This window comes from Zobellia barbeyronii (genome assembly GCF_018603515.1).
In the GTDB taxonomy this organism is placed as follows: domain Bacteria; phylum Bacteroidota; class Bacteroidia; order Flavobacteriales; family Flavobacteriaceae; genus Zobellia; species Zobellia barbeyronii.
The window spans coordinates 124,332-146,688 of sequence record NZ_JACATN010000006.1 but is presented as its reverse complement, the minus strand read 5'-3'; the positions used below and the strand labels follow the sequence as shown (position 1 = coordinate 146,688).

Sequence of the window (22,357 nt, the reverse complement as noted above, 5' to 3'; positions counted from 1 at the left end):
TTCAGCGGCATTTTTTTTTATATGTTTAGTTGGGATAAATTACGAGTACTATTTGTTCTTTTTAATAAAAGGTCTGAATGGTATTGTTGATTAATGGGAGAAGTTGCTCTATCATTTTTTTAGAAAGGGTTAGTTTTTTTAGCGCATTGAGCTGAGACATATTATGTACATCAGATGCAACAAAATCTATTAAACCTTTCTCTAAAAGTTCTACCGCTACTTTTGGCACTTCTTTTCCGTAGTACTCACTAAGGGATAAAAGATTCATTTGAAATTGGATACCATTATCTTTGTATTCCTGATATCTTTTCTTTCTATGGTGTAAAAACCCATATCTCTCAGGATGTGCCAGTATAGGAAAAAAGCGTTTCGAAGCTGTTTTTATAATTGCTTCCTCAAAGTTTATTGGTGGTTGTAAATATGACATTTCTACCAATAAATAATCTTTCTTCAGTGGCATGATGCCCTCATTTTCTAATAAAGACTCAAAATTATCATCAATCATATGTTCAGCGGAAGCTTCTACTGAAACATCCTTTAAGCCATTTTGCAACAGTGCATTTTTCAACTCTGTTAGCGAAGCTCCAATAGTTTCTCTGGTATTAGGATAGTAGTTAGACATGATATGTGGAGTGGCAATAAAATGCTTGACCCCAAATTCAGAAAAAGACCTTATAAGAGCAATAGATTCATCTACAGTCTTAGCCCCATCATCTATGCCTGGTAATATATGATTATGTATGTCGATAAAGCCATCGAGATAATCGACCAAAAATTTTTTCTTATTGAAAAAGTGAAACATTTAAAGTGGTTTCGTTAATAACTCAAGAAGTATAACGGATAATACCGATATTTATGATGTTTTGTTTTGTACAATACAAAGATAAGTCAGAACTACTATAAACAAAATCATTCTAACTAACTTTCATTTAGGCCGTAAACAAGAAAACGGAGATATGACAAATGTATCATATCTCCGTTTGTACAAAGTCTAAGGAGGAACTAAAAGTTTACCGATATCTTCCCTCTTAGGTAAAACGGAATACCTGGTGTAAAGTGAATTTCTTCAACCGGTTCGGCTTCATTAAATAATCTACTTTCTGTAGCAAATTGGGTTTCGTTCCATTCTGTATCAAAAAGGTTTTCGACAATAACACCCAAGGTCCAATTCTTAATTGAATAATTCAGGTTCAAGTCTGTTACAAAATAACCTTCGGCAATTATAGAATTATCTTCGTTCGCGGGTCTGTTTTTGACGTACTTGTAGTTAATTCCTCCAGAAAAATTCTTGATATCTATAAATGAGAGTCCAGCTGAAGATGTTAAGTCTGGTGCAAGCGGAATAAAGTCCGCTCCGTCAGGTTCTTCAGTACTTCTTGCATAAGTGTAATTAACGTCTCCATTAGCATAAAGCCAATCAGTTAATTGATAACGCAAGCCAAAATCAACACCTAGTCTCTTGGTTTTACCGCTTGGCTCTACTATACCCGCGTCTCCAACATAAACAAATTCTTGGTCTAAAAACAGTGTCCATAAGGCGGCGTTGATAACCAATTTATCTACAGGTTTGAAAATAGCTCCTAAATCACCTCCATAGGCTAAGGGTAGTATCTCCTTGCCGTTGTTTGCTGTTACAACTCTAGTATCGTTTGAGTGATAGCCAATACCAGATTTAGCAAAAAGCTGTAAGTTGGGAGTAGGGGCGTAGATAATATTCAGTTTTGGTCCAAGAAAAAGCTTGTTCTCACTTTTGCTATCGTAAGTTTCGGTTAGTTTGTTTACATAGTCGAACTTAAAATAGTCTAATCGCAGGCCTGTATTCAACGTCCATTTATTTCTCTTATAAGTAACATCAAAGAAGCCATAGGCATTCAGTTCGTCAACGTCGCCATAGGCAAGGCGCTCCAATAAAGTTTGACGGTTTTTTGTTCGAGATAATTGTACATCATTTACATCATCATATCTAAGTCCTATACCTGATTCATATTTTAACTGAGAATCATGGTCACCAATATGAACGGAATGCTCATAGCTAGTCTCGGCACCTATTACGGTACGGTCTTCATATTGTCTAATTTGGTCACCATTTATAGGATCTTCCAAGAAAAATGTAAAATTGGAAAAAAGCTCAAAGTCATACTTGGTCAAATATGCTTTAGATTTTACTCTAGAATGTTCATCTAACTGTTTACTATGATTTAATAGGATGTTACTTCGGCTGGTATTTCCACCTTCAGTATCATCAATTGCTCCAAATCTGCCAATCAACCCAGCATCAATTGTACGTTGTGGAACTTGACCAGAAGCATCCCACTTACTCTGAAAATGAGAAATTGTAACACTCAAATCTTGGTCTTCACGATTATTGAACGTGTAGCGCCCCATCATATTAATCCGGTTGAAATTTTGTGAAGAATCAAAAGGACCGTCCGTTAGAACTAGTTCAGAAGCGATATAAGCATTGTTAAAGTCGCTTTCAGCTACTTTGAACAAACCTACGGTACGCAAGGTATTGAACTGACCGATTTCCGCTGAAATCAAATTTTCGTCAAGTTTCCGTTTGGTTTTTAAATCGATATATCCTGCGGTATTAAAATTACCCTTGTTAGCGTAATATGGCCCTTTTCCAAAGTCAATGTTATCAATGGTTTCGGGAATGATAAAGTGCATATCTGAATAACCTTGTCCGTGAGCATGGGAAACCATATTTACAGGAAGGCCATCTACGTTAATTGCTAAATCTGTTCCGTGATCAATATCAAATCCTCTTAAGAAAATCTGCTCTGCTTTTCCTCCACCAGCATGTTGACCGATTATTAGTCCTGGTACTTTTCTTAATATTTCTTGAGAAGATTTTACCGGGTTGGCCTTAACATCAACATTAACAAAATTACTTAAGGCATTAACCTTAGATACTAGCACTACTTGATCTAGTGATACTGCAGATTCTTTTAGGGCAACATTGATTTTGCCATCTAAAAGGCTTTCAGAAATGGTTAATTGATGGTTTTTATAACCTAAGCTATAAAAATAAATAACATCCCCAAGAGAGATATCATCAAGTTCAAAATAACCTGAGACATTCGTGTAAGTATATCCGCCGGTTGTTTTATTATAAACACCAACACCTTCTAGGGCAATTTGGTCTTCGTTGGTTACAGTACCGCTTAAATCATGGGCATTGACGCCGATGTAAAAAGTTAGTAGTACTATAATTGTAATATATTTTTTCATCATATAAAGATTGATAGTATTAAGCGCATAGGCACCTTACCCCATAAATGGATAAATGCAAAGTCTTGATACTGAGTCGTTAATTAAAAGTGTAGGGGTTAAATCCTAAATGGAAGTGGGAAGGACTGCTTGCCGTGGCGGCTCTTCTAAGATGGTAGAATGGCCTAATTTAAGGCTATTTTCTACGGATTTAAAGTTTTGTAAAAAGCTCACATAAAGAATGTGGTTGTAGAGATAATAATCTGTGGTAATATGTTTATCAAACTTAAAATCAGCAAGCAGCTTATCTTTTGATGATTCATTAGTATTAGAAGCATCAAAAATGGAATCAATGATTTTAATTAATTTGTGTTCGTGGTTACTTGCTTCGGCAACATGTTCATGGGCATGATGCATATTTTCATTATCTGAAAAAGAGTCATGACCAATAACGGAGTCAGGCATCTCTAAAGCATGTGAAACCTTATGAAACACAGTACTTATTTGATGATGCAAGGGGTTCAGGACATAGCATAGAGCAATCACCAAAGCTATATATTTTATAAGCTCTGGTCTGGTAGAAGCACCGGTATGTTCTTTTTTGCGTTGCATACAAATCTACTTACGTAAACAGGGTACAAAAGGTTTTACTCTTCTAAAAGAGATTTCAATGTTTCTTCTATATAATTTGAATATTCTGCAATAGTAGGCATTTCAAATATCTTATTTAATGGGAAATTATATTCTATTTCTTCGTTAATACGAGCTGTAACCCGGATGGCCGCCAGTGAATGACCTCCCAGAGTAATAAAATCATCATGAATCCCAACTTTATTCAATTGCAGGACCTCTACCCAAATTTTCTCTAAGAGTTCGTCAATTTCATTTCTTGGAGCAGAGTATGTGGTATTCATAGCCAATTGAACTGCAGAAAGGTTTTTCAGACCTTTCTTGTCTACCTTTCCATTTTTGGTAAGTGGCATTTCATCTACGTGTTTATAAATCGTAGGAAGCATATAGGATGGCAATTGCTTTGCTAAGAAATTTTGAATCTCTTTTATGGATATATCTTGTTTTCCAGTGTAATAGGCAACCAATTTTGAGTTGTTTTCCCATTGTGGTTGTGATGATTCATACCCAATTTCATCCATTATTCGCAACACTTCTTTTTCGTCTATAACTTCATTGATTTCCTCTAGACTTTCATCTCTTGTTTTATGGCCTAGTCTCACATCCCAACTATAAGGGAAAGAATAGTTGCTATACCCTAAATCTTTTTTATGCACATAAATACCAACCTGATTAATTAAACAGTTGGTAGACCTTCCTGTGTCCGTTGGGCGTATCCAACTGGCTTTATCTTTTAAATAAACCAGCATTTCTTCCAAGCTAACATCACTAAATCTATAAAAATCTACGAACTCTACTTTTTCAAAAACGCTTTCGTCATCAAATATGGATACATCCAAAAGCCTTTTTACGGCATCGGACTCTTGGTGATACAATTTTCTAGCTTCTAAAATGGTATTGTCTATTTTGGCAGTGTCTAGGTCTTCATCCCAAAAAAGTTCTTCGGTAAGTCTGGTTTCAAAAAACTGTCCGCGACTAAGACCGGTAACTATAAACGGAATATTATTTTCAAGTGCTATTTTAGTGCTAAGCGTATAAATGGTTTTAAAACAACCGTTACATACATTGTGATGTTGGTTTAGGCTATCAACAAATATCTCGTTCATATGCGGTGTATGGCCATATACATGGTCTACACCAAGTTTCTTTACTATACGGTCTACGTTTGCTTTGGCTTGTTCGGATATATAACCGTTATCCATCGTGAAAGCCAAGACTTTAAGGCCCATATTAATGAGTCTTGCCAAAACATAGGTGCTATCTTTACCACCACTTAAAAGTGAAATACAATCATAATTAGGATTGGACTCTCTTTTTGAGGTCAATAAAGAAACCAATTGCTCGTCATTCTTAAAATAGCGTTCGGTTTTATCTTTATATGTTTCAAAAGCAGTGCAAAGGTGGCACACTCCCTTTTCATCAAAATCGGTATTTGGGTAGTTAGAAGGTAGGCCGCATTTGGTACAGTTAACCACTTCATCTTCTGGAGTTGTTTTTTTGCTTTCCACTAAAACAACGGCGCAATTTTCTATTTCAGAAAATTCGGTTAGGTTACTTTCTATATCCGATAGTTCAATACGATGCCCTCTGAGTTTTACTTGCTCATCAGACCTACCCATATATTCAAAACTTCCATTTTTATTAATTCTGGCCAAATCTCCCGTATGGTACATTTTCTTATCAGAAATAAATGGATTTTCAATAAATTTTTCAGCAGTTAAGGAAAGGTCATTTGCATAGCCATCAGAAAGTCCTAAACCACTTAGATGGAGTTCACCCACAACACCTTTTGGCACTCTGTTTTTATATTCGTCCAATACATAAGCGGACATATTAGAAATTGGCAGTCCAATGGGTACAGTAGCTTTCGTATGGTTACTTTCATTGTACTCTGCTACAATACACCCCACGGTAGCTTCCGTGGGTCCATATTCATTATATATCTTAAGTTCGTTAGGGAATGCTTTTTTTATAGATTTTGCTAGATTAGATTTAAGTTCTTCGCCACCTACAATCATGGTGTGAATGTATGACGTACTCAATTCTTTTTCTTTAAATAGAGCTAAATGAGAAGGAGTCAACTTAATATAGTTAACAAGATTGTCATCTAAAACTTTCAATAAGCTAACATCAGGACCGGTTACGGATTCTTTATAAACATTTATCCTTCCACCGCTAACCAATGGCAAAAATGTAGATGTAATAGTTAGGTCAAAACCTATTGATGTGAATAAAGGAAAAATGGATTTTTCATTAGTGTGATATGCTTCTTTTGCCCAAAAAATATAATTAGAAAGCGCTTGTTGAGAAATGAGAACACCTTTTGGTTTTCCTGTACTTCCCGATGTATAAAGTATATAGGACAAACTTTCAGGCGAGGGCTGTATTTCTAAATTAGTAAAAGGCTGTTCGTTTATAATTGAACTCTCCTTTTGAACATCCAAAATACCAATATCCGGAATATCTATTTTTGAAATAAGGTCGCTTTGACTAAGTAAAAGTACACTCTTTGAATTTGAGGTAATATACTTTACGCGTTCTACAGGTTGGTCGGAAGCAATAGGGGTAAAGGCTGCACCAGTTTTAAGAACAGCAAGTACACTAATTACATAATCGGAACCTCTGTTGAAATGAAGCGCTATTCTACTTTTTTCATTAATGCCCTTAGTTTTTAGATAGTGGGCTAGTTGGTTCGCTTTTTTGTTTAGTATGTTGTATGTAAGAATTTCATTTACAAATTGTAACGCTACGGAATTGGGAGAATTATTTATATTTTCCTCAAAACTTTGAATTACTGATTTGAACGGAGTAGATAGTTCTTCAATTAGCAATTCGTCAACAGGAGCTGTGTCTAGCAATCCAGGCTTTCGTATTGATTGTTCAGAATTTCTTAAAAAAGCATCTAACAAATTTAGAAAATGAACAGGAATTTCTTCTGCCGTAGCATCGGAAAAAGTATTGCAATTTATATCGAAAGCTATTTTAAAATCACCACTATTGTTCATGTCATAAACATGAGTGCGTAGGGCATGACTACTATCTATATGGTCAGAATGAATCCATTCTGTTTTTGTGGGAAAACCGTTAAAATCAGGGAAATCCGCATGTATAAAATTTAAAATAGTATTAGAACTACTATTTGTTTGAACTGTAGCACTTCCTGGACGCGCGTTTCTTAAATAATTATTGGTCTCTATTTTAATACGATTAAAAAGACTTATGAAAGTGTCTTCATTTTCAATATCAATAACCAATGGCAGTACTTCAATAAAAAGTCCCGCAGTTTTTTGAAATTCTCTGGTAGACCTATTATGTGCTGGTGCACCAATAGCTATCTTTTCTTGACCACTTACCCTGTAGATATAGGAGGAATATAACGTAAGAAATATGTTGAAAAGGGTTAAATCCTCCGTCCATCCTTTAAATTCCTTGCGGTTGGCCAATTCGCGGAGTTGTTGTGAACGCTGTGTACCGAGGTCTAAAGTAATTCGTCTTGCCGCAGTACTATTGTCAATCTTTTCTCCGTACAGTTTAGGTTTTTCTAGCAAGTTTTTTGTCCTTTCTTCCCAATACTTATTACTGTCGTTATTTACACTCGTAGTACTTTGTTCATGTTCAAATTTGATATAGTCTGAAAACGATGGGAAATTTTCTACGGCCGCCATGGTATTAGTTATTTCGCTTGTATAGAAAGAACTCATCCGCCGGTAGAGAATGGAATTAGATACTGCATCTGTAACCAAATGATGTAGTTTTAAAAACCATACATAGTTGTTGCTTCCTGTTTTTAATAAGGCGGTATCAAATACTCGTTCAGAAATATCCATGAGTTTCAACGTGCGTTCATGGAGCCATTTGTCAATAGTTGTATTGTTTTGATGATGAGTGAGGTCTATAAATTCTAATGAAAAATCTACTTCACTGCGAACAGTCTGATTTGGAATCCCTCTTTCTTCGGAAAAAATAATTCGGAGGATATCTGAGGTTTCAATTAGCCTTTCAAATGCTTTCTCAAATGTCATCTTGTCTATATCGCCCGTAATCTCAAAAGTATATACCACATTATGAAGGGGAACATTGGGATGCATTTTTTGACCCGCCCACAGAGCAGATTGACTTTTTGTAAGTGCTAAAAATGTATCTTTTTGTTCGTTCATCATAATTGTACTTTCTTCAAATCAAAACTCTATTTACGTGCTATATACTTCAAAATATGATTTACGGTCATGAAGTTTTCTATGGTCATATCCTCCGGAGCTACCTTTATGTTCGCTTCATTCTCAATAAAAAGTACTAATTGCACCATTCCTAATGAATCAACTAAACCGCTACCTAAAAGGTCTTCGTTTATATCTATTTCCTCAACTACTTCAGTAGCTAGTTTACTTTTAATATAGCTTATGATTTTATTTTTCATAATTGGTGTTCTTCCAATAGTTTGCTTATTTCTTTGCGGCTTATTTTACCTGAGCTAGTTCTGGGAAAATCATCCATAAACTCAATAGTTTTAGGAATGGCATAGGAAGGAAGTTCTACTTTGCAGAATTCCATGAGGTAGGTGAGATTTATAGACGCATCTTTCGAAGGTTTAATGACGGCAACTAATTCTTGCACTTCTTCATCTTTTCCTAATACCAATACGGCCACTTCTTCTACATCTTTATGCTTCAGAAGGGTCAGTTCTATTTCGTCTAGCTCTACACGATATCCTCTAAGCTTAATCTGCCTGTCATTTCTTCCCAGAAACAATAGTTCTCCGAGATTGTTCAGTTTTACTAAATCTCCTGTTTTATAATAAGTATGGTCATAACCACTTGCTATCGTTACTTTATGTAAAGATTGTTCCGTGAGCGATTTGTTATTCCAGTAGCCCTGCATCAATGTTGCTGAGCGTATGGCTAATTGACCTATTTCTCCTTTTGACACATCATTATTATTCTGGTCTAGAATTTTGTACTCTGTATTGTTCCAAACCTTTCCAATAGGTATGGGTTCATCTGTTTTGGGTGGTTCAGGCACATTGTAATATGTACATAAAATGAGTTCGGCCGGTCCATATAAGTTACTGAATCTTGCATTCGGCCATTTTTTCATTAAAGCCCGTAGATGTTTGGTTATAAAAACTTCACCTGCAAAAAGCACCCATCTTAAAGAACTGAAATCATGTTTGTCTAAAGTCTCACTATGTAATAGCTGTATTAACATTAGAGGAACTGAATACCAGACTGTAATTCTCTCCTTAGAAATAAGCGCGCTCAGACTGGCCGGCATTTTTAAGTGAGCATCAGGGATGATTACGGTGGTAGCACCTACTAAAGGCGCAACAAAGTAACCAAAAGTAGAGGGGTCAAAATGTAACGGGGCTGGATTTCCGAATATGTCATCAGAGTTAAAATCGTAGGTATCTGCAGCAATTTTGGCCAAACTTAAACCACTATAGTGTGTATGCATGATACCTTTTGGCACACCTGTAGACCCTGATGTATACAATATAAAGGCTAAATCTTGTTCTAAAATAGTAGGAGGTATATAATCATCTAACTCAATAGAAAAAATATCGTCCCAAGCCACGGATGGAATTGAATTTTTAAGGGTGTCTCCAATTACCCTATTTAAAGTACTCTTTTCATTTAAAAGTGTATCAACCTTTCTTCTTTTAGTGGTTGTGGTAATCAAACAGCTAATTTGGCAATCATTTATAATAGCAGCAGTTTTGTGTAGGGGGGCAGCTGTATCAAGTGGTACATATACTGCTCCAGCTTTAAGGGTACCATAGACAGCAATAGAAGTTTCCAGACACCGGTTCATGAAAATACTTACTCGGTCGCCTTTTTTGATACCTATTGAAATTAGATACGAAGCTAGCTGGTCTGTTTTCTTATGGAGTTCACTATAAGATATGGTTTCCTCTAAATAACGAAAAGCTTCACGGTTAGGTGATGCTCTTGCTACATTTTCTATAAGCTGAGGTAAAGTGTAAATTGATTTCAAATTGATGGTTTAGTTGATAGCATACCAAGAACCACAAGAATTTCGATCAATACCGAAATCTTCTTATTCATAGCATGGCTAATATAATTTATGCTTGTGAATTTATCAAGGAAAAAAGTAATCGAATAACAGTTTTATAGGTCAGTCATCGAAAAATTGAAAATATTTATATCTATTTATTATTAATAATTAATTTTAAAGCTACTTTATTGCCAAATTCCTAAGAAGAGGCTTGCGTTTATGTAGGGGCGTTCTACACGATTGTGCTAGGGTTTGGAAATAAAAATTCTTAGATATTAGTATTTGTAAATCTTGTTCTATCTGATATAGAGTGCTTGAAAACGAAAAAATAAAGGCAACTATAAAATAATTATCTATATTGACAGCGCTATGAAAAAATTATTACTGTCTATTATCTTCGGCCTCTTTCTTTTGGCACCAATGGTTACATTTGGACATCAACCAAAACAAAGTTTAATTTACTTAAGAATCTATGAAAAGACCGGAATAGAGGGTCGTTTTGAGGTTAACGCCAATGAGCTTAATAGTGTTTTTGGTTTGGATTTGGGGTTGCATCCAGGTATAGAAAGGGTAAGGCCCTACCAAGATAAGATTCAAGCATATTTACTAGAAAACGCAAAATTTTCTTCTGAACTAGGAGCTTACCGTATTGTTTTTACAGGTGAAATGTCAAAACTTAATCTGTCGTACGGAGATTTTGTCAATTTTCATTTTAGACTAGAAAACTCCGAGAACCTGCCGGATAGCCTTACACTGGATTATGACGCTTTTTTTGACGAAGATCCCTCGCACATGTGCCTTGTAGCCATGGAGTATAATTGGAAGGCGGGCTTAATAAATAATGAGCATATTGTTGCATTATATCTCTCTGAAGGAGAGCGGGAAGGTTCTTTTTCTATAAAGGAGACCTCACTATGGAAGGGCTTCTTAGCTATGGTAAAACAAGGAATTTGGCATATCTGGATAGGAATTGACCATATTTTATTCCTATTAGCTTTAATCCTGCCCTCAGTAGTCCGAAGACGTAAGAAAGATGGTGTTACGGGAGAACCTATTAACAATGGCGAGTCTGGAATTTGGGGCTGGGTGCCGGTAAAGAATTTTAGACCAGCATTTATATATATTCTTAAGATAGTCACCTTTTTTACAATTGCACATACTATTACATTAAGTCTGGCATCGTTGGAAATTATTACACTACCATCTAGAGTGGTAGAATCTATAATCGCCTTTTCAGTAGGCCTTGCCGCTTACCATAATATTAGACCAATATTTAGAGGGGAGGATTGGGTTATAGCTTTTGTTTTTGGTCTTTTCCATGGTTTTGGTTTTGCTAGTGTATTGGGAGATTTGGGATTCAAAGGTGAGTACTTATCGTTATCACTGGTAGGTTTTAATGTTGGAGTAGAAATAGGTCAAATTGCAATTATAGCAGTGATTTTTCCAGTCTTGTATTTCATAAGAAATAACAAATTTTATTCAAAATTAATGGTGTGGCTCTCAGTTGTTCTCATAATTGTATCTGCATATTGGCTTGTAGAACGAGCCTTTGATGTTGATTTGCCATTAGATGAAATAATCAATAGAAATATATTATACCCTATGGCGAATTTTGTTGGTTTGAAGTAAATAACTCTCAGAATCTAGCATTTGGAAAAGAGCACAGATAAAAGTTCGTTATTAAACCGATGGAAAAATCGGGAGGCAAAGGAGTCTGCTTTATTGCAGATATCCAAGGCTCCTGTAGATGTTCAAATTCCATTATCAAGCGGCCAGCAGCGTATATGGTTTTTGCAACAGCTATATACGGACAATCCTTTCTACAACTATTCTGAAGCGCTGACTTTTGAAGGGAATTTGAATGTTGAGATGCTAAAGAAAAGTCTCAACCATTTATTCTTAACTAACGAGGTTTTAAGGTCTTATTATCCTGCTATTACTGGTAGTCCAGTTTCAAAAATTGATGATACTATTCCAAACCTTGTTGAGTTTGATCTTAGTCATTTAACTGAGATTGATGCGAAAGAAGAGGCTGACACTATAATGCGTAAGCAGTCTTCCAGAGTGTTTGATTTATCTGAGCCAGGTCTGGTTCGGGTTTCATTATTAAAATACTCAGCTCATAGATTTGTATTGTTTTTCACATTGCATCATATTGTAATTGATGAATGGTCTATTGATGTATTGAAACAACAGTTGGCGGATTCTTATTTGAAGTTAATAGCTAGCAGTTCTTTGGAGACTAAACCTGAAACCATTCAATTTTCGGATTATGCCCATTGGGAACGTACTACACCTATTGATAATAAACAACTGGATTATTGGAAGAATACCCTATCTGGTAATCTCCCTATATTAAATCTTCAAACGGACAGTGTAAGACCAGCAAGACCCTCTTTTAAAGGTAAACAAAAAGTTTTACCATTAGATAAAAAACTGTCATCGGATATTTTGAACAAATCAAAACAGTTGGGGACTACGCCATTTGTTTTTTTGCTTACCGTGTATTATGTTTTACTATATAGATACACAGGCCAGTCAGATATTCTTGTAGGGACCCCTATTGCTAATAGGAGCGTGAAATCACTGGAAAAAGTTCTTGGGTTTTTTATTAATACGGTCGTACTGAGAAGTACGGTGCTTAGCACTAATAGTTTTTCGGATTTAATTGAAGTCGTCAAAAAGAATACACTTTCTGCTTTTTCAAATAAGGAAGTACCTTTTGATGTTTTAGTGAAGGAATTAAAAGTAGAACGTTCCCTAGCGGTTAGTCCATTTTTTCAGGTGATGTTCCTGTACCATTCGGCAACCGAGACTCCTTCTTTTGGTTCTGATTTAAGACTGATAGATGAAGCTGAATTTGATACGGAAGTTTCTAAGTTCGATTTAACCTTGTCCATATCAGAATTCAATGGACTACTCTCTTTGGCCTTTGAATATGATACAGATTTATTTGAAGCGGCAACTATTTCTCGTTTTCTATCGCATTATAAAATTTTATTGCAAGGAATAATTGTTGATCCAAATGAGGACATTGGTAATCTGCCAATGATGTCTTTGGAGGAAGAGAAGGTTTTGCTTCCGGTGTCAAAAGAAACTAAAAATCATTTCAAATCATATAAAGCAATTCACCACATCATAGCTGATGTAACACATCAGTTTCCTCAAAATAAAGCATTGACTTTTAATGATGTGTCTATAACTTATCAAGAGCTTGATGAGCAGGCAGATGCAATTGCACATGCCATTCTTCAAAGAACAAAGAAGCGAAACGAGGTGGTTATGCTTTGTATGGATAGGTCTACAGAAATGATAGTTTCCATGTTAGCTATTCTTAAGGCCGGATGCGCATATCTACCTATGGATCCTAAATATCCAATGGAAAGGCTAAATTTCATTTTAGAAGATGCGGATTGTAATATTGTGGTATCCCATAGTAGTTTAGCAAGTGTATTTGATTCTACAAGCAAGAATGTCATTTTAGTTGATAAAATCGAAACGAATAAAACAATGGACGTCATCTTACCGGAAGTCCGAGAAGATGATTTGGCATACATCATATACACTTCCGGAAGTACAGGAAAACCTAAGGGAGTACCCATAACTCATAAGAATATAATCAATTCAACTGTAGGAAGATTGGACTTCTATCCTGAAAATCCTAGCGCGTTCTTATTAATGTCCTCTATTTCGTTTGATAGTTCCAAGGCAAGTATCTATTGGACGCTGTGCACTGGAGGGAATCTTATACTTACTGAAAATAGAATAGAACAAGATATTACTAGAATAGAAGACTTGGTGCAGCGCCATAAGGTTAGTCACACTCTTATGCTTCCAACTTTGTATAAAGTAATTCTTGAGCATGGTAATTTAACTAAATTGGAAAGTTTTAAAACAGTTATTGTAGCAGGTGAAGCATGTACGCGAGCCCTTGGTAATCTTCATTTTAAAAGCTTGCCAGATACAGGCCTGTATAACGAATACGGTCCTACGGAGGCCACGGTTTGGTGTATAGCTCATAAGGTTGAAAGAACCGAGGATTCTGATATGGTGTCAATAGGTAAGGCAGTTGCCAATGCAGAAGTATACCTTTTAAATGAATCAAAAAAATTAGTTCCTTATGGAGCTGTGGGGGAAATATATATTGGTGGGCCAAGTGTGTCAAATGGGTATATTAATAGAACGGACCTTACTGAAAAAGTGTTTTTAAACAATCCTTTAAAAGAGGGTTCAAATGAGAAAATTTATAAAACGGGCGACCTAGGTAGGTGTAGAAATGATGGTACAATTGAATTTCTAGGTAGAGTTGATCATCAAGTTAAGGTACGTGGTTTCAGAATTGAGTTAGATGAGGTAGAAAAAACCATATCCGAATATGACTCGGTAAGTGCTGCAGTGGCTATGGTGGAAGACAACAAGCGTTTAGTTGCTTATGTTACAGCAGATGAAGAAGTTGAGACAGATGCTCTTAAAAGCACTCTGAAAGCCAAATTGCCCGGATATATGGTGCCAACCAGGATTGTTCAGGTAGACAAGTTCCCAGTTCTTCCCAATGGTAAAGTAGATAAGGTACGTTTAGCTCAATTAAAACCATCTGCAGAAGAAAAAGAAAATACTAAGATTGAGCTTCCTTCATCGGAACTAGAAAAGAAAATGGCAGCTATTTGGAAAGAAGTTCTTGATTTGCCGTCTATAGGTATTCATGAGAATTTTTTCGATATTGGCGGAGATTCCATTTTGAGTATACAAGTGATTTCGAAAGCGAAAGCGGAAAACTTAGTAGTATCTCCTAATCAATTATTTGAGCATCAGACTATTTCAGAGCTCACTCGTTACCTAGAAGCTCAAAATAAACATAATACTAAAGCTTTCGATAAGACGGAATTTAAGCACCTTGTGCCTATTCGTTCAAGCGGTACAAAACCACCTTTGTTTTGTTTGCATTCTGGTGGTACACATTTCTTTTATTACAATCAGTTTGCCAACCATTTAAATCCTGACCGTCCAGTTTATGCCCTTCAAGCTTCCGATCATGAAGATGAGCTTGTTTTGCATAAAAGCGTTCATGAAATGGCAATAGATTTTATAACGGAGATTAAGAAAGTGCAGCCTCAAGGTCCGTATCATTTTATTGCGTATTGTTATAATACGGCAATAGGTATGGAGGTTACGAGATTATTGGGTAAAACTAACGATAGAGCTAATCTTATCATTGCAGATACTATGGCAGATTATCTTAGTCTTTTTGCGCCGTCTCAAACTAATGTTAGAACATCTGCGCTGTTAAACCGGTTAAAGGCTGACCCTATAAAAACGGTTCACCGATTTGTAAGGTCAAAATTCATATTACCACTCAAAGAAAAATACAAAACGCTAACCAGTAGCGGTAGCGAAAAACTTATTCGCACCCTACATAACAATCATATTAAGCTCTACCGAGAATATGATTGGAAACCGATAGCAAATGATATTCAGATTTTATTGACCGAAAAATCAGCTACCGATTTTAATACTAAAGTCATAGCTTCATGGAGGAAAATGACAAATAAAGAAGTTGTAATTGTTTCCGTTGAAGGGAGTCATGATAAACTTTTTGAAGATACTACAATAGTTAAAAAGACAGCAAGTAGTATAGATGCGTGTATGAAAGAGTTCGAATCTACTAGAAAAACGGGCTAAATTTGAAACTATGAAACTACCTGGGAGTGAAGCGCACATATGGTATTTCAATTCAAACGATTTTGATGAACTTGACCGGTATTTACAACTACTATCCCAAGATGAACTCGAAAGAGTAAACAGGTTTAAGTTTGAAAAGGACAGAAAAACTTATGTTTTAGCAAGAGGCTTGCTCAGAATTTTATCTGAGCGCTATCTAAATATCCATGCTGACCAGGTGTTCTTTACGTATAATCAATTCGGAAAACCAAGCTACGACTTGCAGACTTTAGTCCGGTTTAATGTTTCTCATTCCGGTGAACTTATTGTTTTGTCCTTTGTAGCTAAAGGTGAAGTGGGAGTAGACGTTGAGCGTATAAAAACCAATTTTGATATAGCTAAAATAGCCGAAGGCTTTTTCTCCAAAGATGAGGTTTCTTCTTTATTAGCTTTTCCTGAAGAGAAAAGAGCAAAAGCCTTTTTTAATTGTTGGACGCGAAAAGAGGCTTTCATAAAGGCAAAAGGAGTTGGGCTATCCTTTGATTTGACCTCTTTTTCAGTTTCTATCAATGATAATAGCCCTGAACTTTTAAGAACGCAATGGAATCCCAATGAAAAGAATGACTGGAAATTATTCTCCTTTGTTCCTCAAGAGGGATATTGCTCAGCTTTATCAATATCGTCAACCATACAGAAAGTATCTCACTTTGGTTTGGCAGATTTAGATTGATACTTATCTCTTGGTTTTGTAACTACTTAAAAACAGTAAATTAATTATTGTTTAGGGTTGTTTTAATCCATAACAAATTTCACGCCTGCCGTTATGATTGACGAGCTAAAACTAGTGTCACGATCATACTGATAGAACTTTAAATCTATACTCTTCAATCCAAATTTAGAGATATGCATCTTCGTAAAAATATCGGTATAAGAAACCCCCAGTCCATACTGATTGGCTGAATATTCAGATAAATCATAATCTGAGGTATAAAATTCTTCCGTTGATAAATGCGATTCATAAGGAGCGAAATAATCGGCAGCAGATTGGTTGTAAAATCGGTAAGATGGATACAAGGTAAACTTGTCGCTCAGTTTTACAGAGGCCTCAAGGCTTGCTGTGTGGGAATTAATGCCCCAATCATCAAAATAATAACGGTAATACGTTCTAAGCGACACAATTTCATTAAGATACCAGTTTAAGCGGCCTCCAACAGCAAATTTCAATCTTCCGTCAGGTAGTTGTTCTATGTCATCTGCTAACTGAAAATTATCTATAAAAGAATCGGCAACATCAGAGAAGTAAACGCGTTGAAACGGTGTTGAAAGCAGTCCCTGTTGGTTTATAACATCAAAAGAAATTAAACCTTGAACATTTTTATGTAATATTTGAGAGAGTCCTAGCCCTAGGGAATAAGAGTTTCGGTTTGTTTTATCTAGTTCAGAAAAGCTAGGGTTGTAGTTTGTGTTTCCAGTAATTTCATCAGGCCTAAAGAAACCGACTCCACCTTCTCCAAATGGTCGAAGTTCAAAAGGATATATAGTGGTCCAATTGTCTAAATAAACATTACCGTTAACGCTGATTTCTGTATTTTTTTCATTGAAGAGTTTTGTGTAGCTACCTCCAAAACCGAGAGAAAAATAATCATATTCTGAAGACACGGAGAACTTCGCTGACCATAGGTCATTCCTATCATCGGAACTATGACTGTAGGTTCCCGTTAAATTCACCCACGTATCCGATTGTGATGCACCGGAGCTTGCAACAAATGGGTCCGCTTCGCCTTTGTCAAAAGGGTCTACATTACTTGAAGACGCAGAGGTATAAGCAGAAACGCCTGCATCTATTGTAAGTACATCATCATCGTTCAGCGGAATAGAAACGATAATAGTTCCCGTAACATCCGTCAATTCTTCCGTACCTTTTCCGCCTGTAACAGCTGCATTATCACCATCCTGTGAGTAATAACTTGTTAAGAAATCTACTTCTGTAGTTTCAAGAACACGTTTTTTGTAGGTCTGCTCTTCATCCTGTGACCAAGCTTGCTGCACGCCTAGTATTAAGATAATGAGAAGTGTATTTTTTATTGAAATCATAATTCCTCTATGTATTATCACTTAACTTAATTGCAGCCGCAGCCGCCTCCTGTTTTTCCTCCATTGGCACCAACTGCTGCCTCTCGATAAGAATGAGCGATGGTAACATTACGGTCACACTTCTTGTCGGACAAAGCCATATCAGGGTCACTGAGGTTTACCTTGTCATACTCTTTGACCACAACGCAGCTATTCATGGCGCAGGTCAATCCTATTAACACTAAAAACTTTTTAATCATAGTTTTTCTATTTCTATATTCTTGGATGTGAATATGTTTCCTTTGTCATCAATAATGATACATTCAATATGTGGCATTTGGTTAACTCTATTTAAACCAACCTCTTTGCCCATAACAAAAACGGAAGTGGTTAAAGCATCTGCCAATTCTGCTTTTGGGGCAAAAACAGTAACACTAACAATTCCTGTTGATGGCAATCCTGTTCTTGGGTCTATAATGTGAGCGTATCGTTTGCCATTTAAGTTCACGAATTTTTCGTAATCACCAGAAGTTACGACAGCTCCTTGCAGAATAGGTAACAAAGCAAAAACCTTGTTTTTGTCCATGGGGTTGGTAATGGCAACTTTCCATGGTTCTCCATTAGGTTGCTTGCCCCAGGTATTCATGTCTCCAGAAGCGTTTATAATCGCTGCTGTCACTCCTTTTTCCATTAAAAGGACTTTGGCCTTATCTGCGGCATATCCTTTTCCTATACCTCCAAAACCTATTTTCATTCCTTTTTTCTTTAGAAAAACGGAACTGTTTTTTGGGTTTAAGATTATATTTTGAAAACCAACCTTGGCAACAGAAGATTGTATGGCGGTGTCGCTTGGCATTTGGGTCATGCTACCGTCAAATACCCATATCTTGTCCATTGAGGCGTAACTAATATCAAAAGCACCATCTGTAAGTTTGGAGAGACCTATGGCTCTCTCTATTAAGCTGTAAAGCTCAGGAGAAACCTTAACCGGGTTTTGACCGGCATTTATATTAATTGCAGAGGTTTGTGATGCTGGATTCCAGGAAGAAATTAAATTTTCTATTCTAGAAATTTCGGCAATAGCTAAATCTATATTTTCATTTCCTTCAGTGGAGTCTTTTGCTACTACGGTAACATCAAACCGGCTCCCCATTAGTTTTAAAGTCCTGGAGAAGGTGCTTTGTGCACCTGCGGTTATCGCAAAGAAAATAAGTACTATAGATAGATGCTTTTTCAAAATCTGTAGTTTATAAATAATAGCTTTAAAAATTAAAAAGAGCAAATTGTAAAGAAACATTGCATCCTTAGTACGAGACTTATGAAATAGCTTACGAAATAAGCTAATTCATCTCACTGCCAAAATCACGATTAGTTGCAGAAACAATATATTTTTGCACAAATTTGCGCAATATAAAAGTGTTGTATTGATGATTTATTCCTTATTATTGTATGTTTTAGTGTATTATTGCCACTAATAAATGAATTTTTACGAATTAAGCGCAAATTTTGCGCAATATGTATTTCTTTTTAAAAATTAAGTAGTCGCTCTTATTTTAAGAAAGGAAATTGTCTAATTTGTTTAGCTTCAGTTATATGATATAAAGATACAGTTTATCACCAAAAAAAAGCAAGATTTACCTTAAGAAGGTTATTAGTAATACAACATCAATAAACAGGAAAAAGAACACCTATGAAACATCAAAAATGGAAGTCTATTTTTAAAAATCACTTCTTACTCGCTCTGTCGTTAAGTTTTTTTCAAGCACAGGCAAATCAGCCTAAGGTAAAGAATGTGGCTAACGGTCAAGTTGTTGTGGAAGCCGAAGATTTTTATAAGCAAACTAATTCGGATAAACGCAAGTGGTATGTTATAGACGCGGCATATGGGGCAAAGTTGAAGAGCACTGACCAAAATTTACATTTTAAGGCAGCTAATGGTGAAAGATATATTGAGATTTTACCAGATACACGTACGAATCATGACGATAAATTGATTGCTGGAGAAAATTTTTCCAATGAAGCAGGAAAAATAGGGATTTTACATTATAAAGTTAATTTCTCTGAGGCCGGAAGATATTATGTTTGGGTTCGTGCATACAGTACAGGCACAGAAGACAATGGTGTTCATGTAGGTGTGGATGGTACTTGGCCTGAAAGTGGGCAGCGTATGCAATGGTGCGACGGTAAGGATTCTTGGACGTGGGGAAATAGCCAACGTACCGAAGAAAGACATTGTGGTATTCCAGGGTTTATTTACATAGATATTGATAAAGCTGGTGAGCATGATATTCAATTTAGTATGCGTGAGGATGGTTTTGAAATGGACCAATTTATATTTACTAGGGATACTAATTATCATCCTGAGCATACAAATGAATCTGCTACCGATGGTAACCAAGATTTATTAGCTATGGTTAAAGAAGTAAGACCAAGCGCTAAAATTTACCCAGCACAAACATTTAAGAACACGAAGAATGCTTTTTATAATGATAAAAAATGGTTGGCTATAAACCCAGAGGAGCATGAGGAGGCAGAAGCTTCCCTTTCTTTTGATGGGGCAGAAGGTGAATATGACGTGGTGTTATTTACTGTTGGTGAAAACGACGGTCGTTCTATATACACGTTAAAAAAGAATGCTGAAACCTTTAAGGATTTTAGAACTCCATTAAGCAGTAACATGTTTGAAGAAGGCTTAGAGTATGTAAAAGTATACACTAATATTAAGCTGAATGCAAATGATGAAATAGGTGTAAAGGCAGTTCCAAAGAGCAGGGACGGTAAAGAGTTTAGCCGCGCCCGATGGAGTGGTTTGGTAGTTGTTGAAGCAGGAACGGGTAAAAAATTATTAGAAGAGCTACAGCAAAAAATGGCGGATCTGACTAATATGCAAATTACGGGTGAACTAAAAAAATGGCATAAAGTAACGCTAACTTTTGATGGTCCAAATACTTCTGAAGAAGCAGATTACAATCCGTTTATGAACTATCGCTTTAATGTGACATTTTCGCATAAACAAAGTGGTAAATCATTTGTAGTGCCTGGTTATTATGCAGCAGATGGTGATGCCGGACAGTCATCTTCAGAGCAAGGAAATAAGTGGCGTGTGCATTTTGCTCCAGATGAAATAGGAGAGTGGACTTATGATGTTGATTTTAGAAAGGGAAATTATTCGGCAGTAAGCACAAAACCTGATACGGGTTTAAGCGGTTCTTATATGGATGGTGCCCGTGGTACTTTCAATATTGAAAAAACAGATAAGACCGGAAACGATTTTAGAGCTAAAGGTCGGCTACAGTATGTAGGCGAACGTTATTTGAAATTTGCCGAAACAGGCGAGTATTTCTTAAAGCAAGGTCCTGATGCGCCAGAAAATTTTCTTTCGTACGTAGATTTAGACGGTACTTTTAAGGACGATGGGCATAAAGATGAAATGGTTAAAACCTGGTCTGCACATTTACAAGATTACAAGAAAAATGACCCTACTTGGAAAAACGGTAAGGGTAAAGCCATTATTGGTGCTTTAAATTATTTAGCTTCAAAAGGGCTGAACTCAGTTTCATTCTTGACCAATAATATCGCAGGTGATGATCAGAACGTATTTCCGTATACGGACTATGATACTTATGATAGAATAGATGTTTCAAAAATGGACCAGTGGGAAATTATATTCGAACATGCTCAGGAACTCGGTCTTTTCCTTCACTTTAAAATGTTTGAAGTAGAAAATCAAGGGCTTTTAGATAATGGTGGGGTAGGTGCATATACCAAATTATACTACCGTGAACTAATGGCGCGTTTTGGTCACCATTTAGCCTTGAACTGGAATCTTTGCGAAGAAAATGGGGAATGGGTAACTAACCCAACAACACCTCCACAAGAAGAGGAGCAGCGTTTGGCAATGACAACATACTTTAAAAAGAACGACCCGTATCACCATCATTTGGTTATCCATAATGGTGTTGAGTTTGAGGATTTATTAGGACCTGAAAGTGGACTTACAGGACCATCTGTTCAGACAAACAAAGAAGATTTTAGTCGCGTGCATGGACAAGTATTGCGTTGGTTAAATGCATCTAAAGAAGCTGGTTTTCAATGGGCCGTTGCAGTAGATGAGCCGGGTGATGCTCAGCATTCGTTAATTACCGATGAAGAAAATCCTGATCACGATAGTGCGCGTAGAAATGCCTTATGGGGTACTTTCATGGCAGGCGGATGGGGTAATGAATGGTATTTTGGATATGCACATCCTCATTCAGACCTTTCTTGCGAAGATTACCGTTCAAGAGACCTGTTTTGGGACCAAGCCGTACATGCAATGGACTTCTTAAAAAACAACGATATTCCGTTTTGGGAAACTGAAAACAGAAATGACCTTGTTGGTAATAAGGAGAATAAAAATACCGTGTACTGTTTGGCAAAAGAAAACGAAGTATATGTAGTATATCTTAATTCAGTTCCAACATCTAAATTAGATTTATCTAATGCTACTGGAGATTTTGAAGTATTATGGTTCAATCCCAAAAAAGGAGGAGACCTAAGAAAATCTAAAGTCAAAAAAGTATCTGGTGGGGCAGTTGTGGATTTAGGGAAATCTCCAGATAAAAAGCAACAAGACTGGGCTATTTTAATTAGAAGAGCAAAATAACCATTAAACGAAGAATGCAGAGGACTGCATTCCTCTTTACAACGAACGTGATAGGAATACTTATACTATCACGTTCTTGTATAGAGCCCAACGAGTAGGGAGCTATTTCTAGGATAGACCTAAACT

Annotated in this window: 13 protein-coding genes; 4 read left to right on the top strand and 9 right to left on the bottom strand. The window is 36.3% G+C overall.

Annotated elements, in window-relative coordinates:
* Positions 1-61: 61 nt before the first annotated feature.
* The 6 genes from HW347_RS18105 to HW347_RS18080 form a co-directional block, all read right to left on the bottom strand.
* Positions 62-772 carry a tyrosine-protein phosphatase gene (locus tag HW347_RS18105; RefSeq protein WP_317195327.1) on the bottom strand — a complete coding sequence of 237 codons (711 nt, stop codon included), beginning with the start codon at positions 770-772 and terminating at the stop codon, positions 62-64.
* Positions 773-1,002: 230 nt separating this feature from the next.
* A complete protein-coding gene (locus tag HW347_RS18100; protein ID WP_214613279.1) occupies positions 1,003-3,234 on the bottom strand; it encodes a TonB-dependent receptor in 2,232 nt (743 codons plus the stop codon).
* Between the two features lie 105 nt (positions 3,235-3,339).
* Positions 3,340-3,825 (bottom strand): hypothetical protein, encoded by a 486-nt coding sequence (locus HW347_RS18095; RefSeq protein ID WP_214613153.1) that lies wholly within the window; start codon positions 3,823-3,825, stop codon positions 3,340-3,342.
* A gap of 35 nt (positions 3,826-3,860) precedes the next feature.
* Positions 3,861-8,003 carry a non-ribosomal peptide synthetase gene (locus tag HW347_RS18090; RefSeq protein WP_214613152.1) on the bottom strand — a complete coding sequence of 1,381 codons (4,143 nt, stop codon included), beginning with the start codon at positions 8,001-8,003 and terminating at the stop codon, positions 3,861-3,863.
* A 26-nt stretch (positions 8,004-8,029) separates the two neighbouring features.
* Positions 8,030-8,260, bottom strand: coding sequence for an acyl carrier protein (locus tag HW347_RS18085; protein ID WP_214613151.1), 231 nt, complete (start codon positions 8,258-8,260; stop codon positions 8,030-8,032).
* Entirely contained in the window at positions 8,257-9,834 is a 1,578-nt protein-coding gene (locus HW347_RS18080) for an amino acid adenylation domain-containing protein (protein ID WP_214613150.1), read from the bottom strand. Before HW347_RS18080 ends, HW347_RS18085 begins: the two co-directional genes overlap by 4 nt.
* 390 nt (positions 9,835-10,224) lie before the next feature.
* Here HW347_RS18080 and HW347_RS18075 point away from each other — a divergent pair, with 390 nt between their 5' ends.
* From HW347_RS18075 to HW347_RS18065, 3 genes are read left to right on the top strand one after another with little or no spacing between them, the layout of a single operon-like run.
* The gene (locus HW347_RS18075) at positions 10,225-11,484 is read left to right on the top strand and encodes a HupE/UreJ family protein (protein WP_214613149.1); all 1,260 of its coding nucleotides are present in this window, start codon (positions 10,225-10,227) and stop codon (positions 11,482-11,484) included.
* A gap of 21 nt (positions 11,485-11,505) precedes the next feature.
* On the top strand, positions 11,506-15,534 hold the full coding sequence (locus HW347_RS18070; RefSeq protein ID WP_214613148.1) for a non-ribosomal peptide synthetase: 4,029 nt from the start codon (positions 11,506-11,508) through the stop codon (positions 15,532-15,534).
* Between the two features lie 10 nt (positions 15,535-15,544).
* Positions 15,545-16,243 (top strand): 4'-phosphopantetheinyl transferase family protein, encoded by a 699-nt coding sequence (locus HW347_RS18065; RefSeq protein WP_214613147.1) that lies wholly within the window; start codon positions 15,545-15,547, stop codon positions 16,241-16,243.
* 62 nt (positions 16,244-16,305) lie between these two features.
* Here the strand turns inward: HW347_RS18065 and HW347_RS18060 are convergent, their stop codons facing one another.
* Genes HW347_RS18060 through HW347_RS18050 form a run of 3 tightly spaced genes read right to left on the bottom strand, consistent with a single transcriptional unit; the run spans position 16,306 to position 18,823 of the window.
* A complete protein-coding gene (locus HW347_RS18060) occupies positions 16,306-17,607 on the bottom strand; it encodes a DUF3570 domain-containing protein (RefSeq protein WP_214613146.1) in 1,302 nt (433 codons plus the stop codon).
* A gap of 26 nt (positions 17,608-17,633) precedes the next feature.
* Complete coding sequence (locus HW347_RS18055) at positions 17,634-17,846, bottom strand: DUF4266 domain-containing protein (RefSeq protein WP_155596817.1); 213 nt, start codon at positions 17,844-17,846, stop codon at positions 17,634-17,636.
* Positions 17,843-18,823: an FAD:protein FMN transferase gene (locus HW347_RS18050; RefSeq protein WP_225901973.1), complete on the bottom strand. Its 981-nt coding sequence runs from the start codon at positions 18,821-18,823 to the stop codon at positions 17,843-17,845. Before HW347_RS18050 ends, HW347_RS18055 begins: the two co-directional genes overlap by 4 nt.
* Before the next feature lie 453 nt (positions 18,824-19,276).
* Here HW347_RS18050 and HW347_RS18045 point away from each other — a divergent pair, with 453 nt between their 5' ends.
* On the top strand, positions 19,277-22,231 hold the full coding sequence (locus HW347_RS18045; protein ID WP_214613144.1) for a DUF5060 domain-containing protein: 2,955 nt from the start codon (positions 19,277-19,279) through the stop codon (positions 22,229-22,231).
* The last annotated feature ends 126 nt before the right edge of the window (positions 22,232-22,357 follow it).

Excerpts from the sequence above, each read along its gene's own strand:
- HW347_RS18060 (WP_214613146.1), bottom strand. The coding sequence starts at position 17,607 with ATGATTTCAATAAAAAATACACTTCTCATTATCTTAATACTAGGCGTG.
- HW347_RS18045 (WP_214613144.1), top strand. The coding sequence starts at position 19,277 with ATGAAACATCAAAAATGGAAGTCTATTTTTAAAAATCACTTCTTACTC.
- HW347_RS18055 (WP_155596817.1), bottom strand. The coding sequence starts at position 17,846 with ATGATTAAAAAGTTTTTAGTGTTAATAGGATTGACCTGCGCCATGAAT.
- HW347_RS18100 (WP_214613279.1), bottom strand. The coding sequence starts at position 3,234 with ATGAAAAAATATATTACAATTATAGTACTACTAACTTTTTACATCGGC.
- HW347_RS18065 (WP_214613147.1), top strand. The coding sequence starts at position 15,545 with ATGAAACTACCTGGGAGTGAAGCGCACATATGGTATTTCAATTCAAAC.
- HW347_RS18075 (WP_214613149.1), top strand. The coding sequence starts at position 10,225 with ATGAAAAAATTATTACTGTCTATTATCTTCGGCCTCTTTCTTTTGGCA.
- HW347_RS18085 (WP_214613151.1), bottom strand. The coding sequence starts at position 8,260 with ATGAAAAATAAAATCATAAGCTATATTAAAAGTAAACTAGCTACTGAA.
- HW347_RS18095 (WP_214613153.1), bottom strand. The coding sequence starts at position 3,825 with ATGCAACGCAAAAAAGAACATACCGGTGCTTCTACCAGACCAGAGCTT.
- HW347_RS18090 (WP_214613152.1), bottom strand. The coding sequence starts at position 8,003 with ATGATGAACGAACAAAAAGATACATTTTTAGCACTTACAAAAAGTCAA.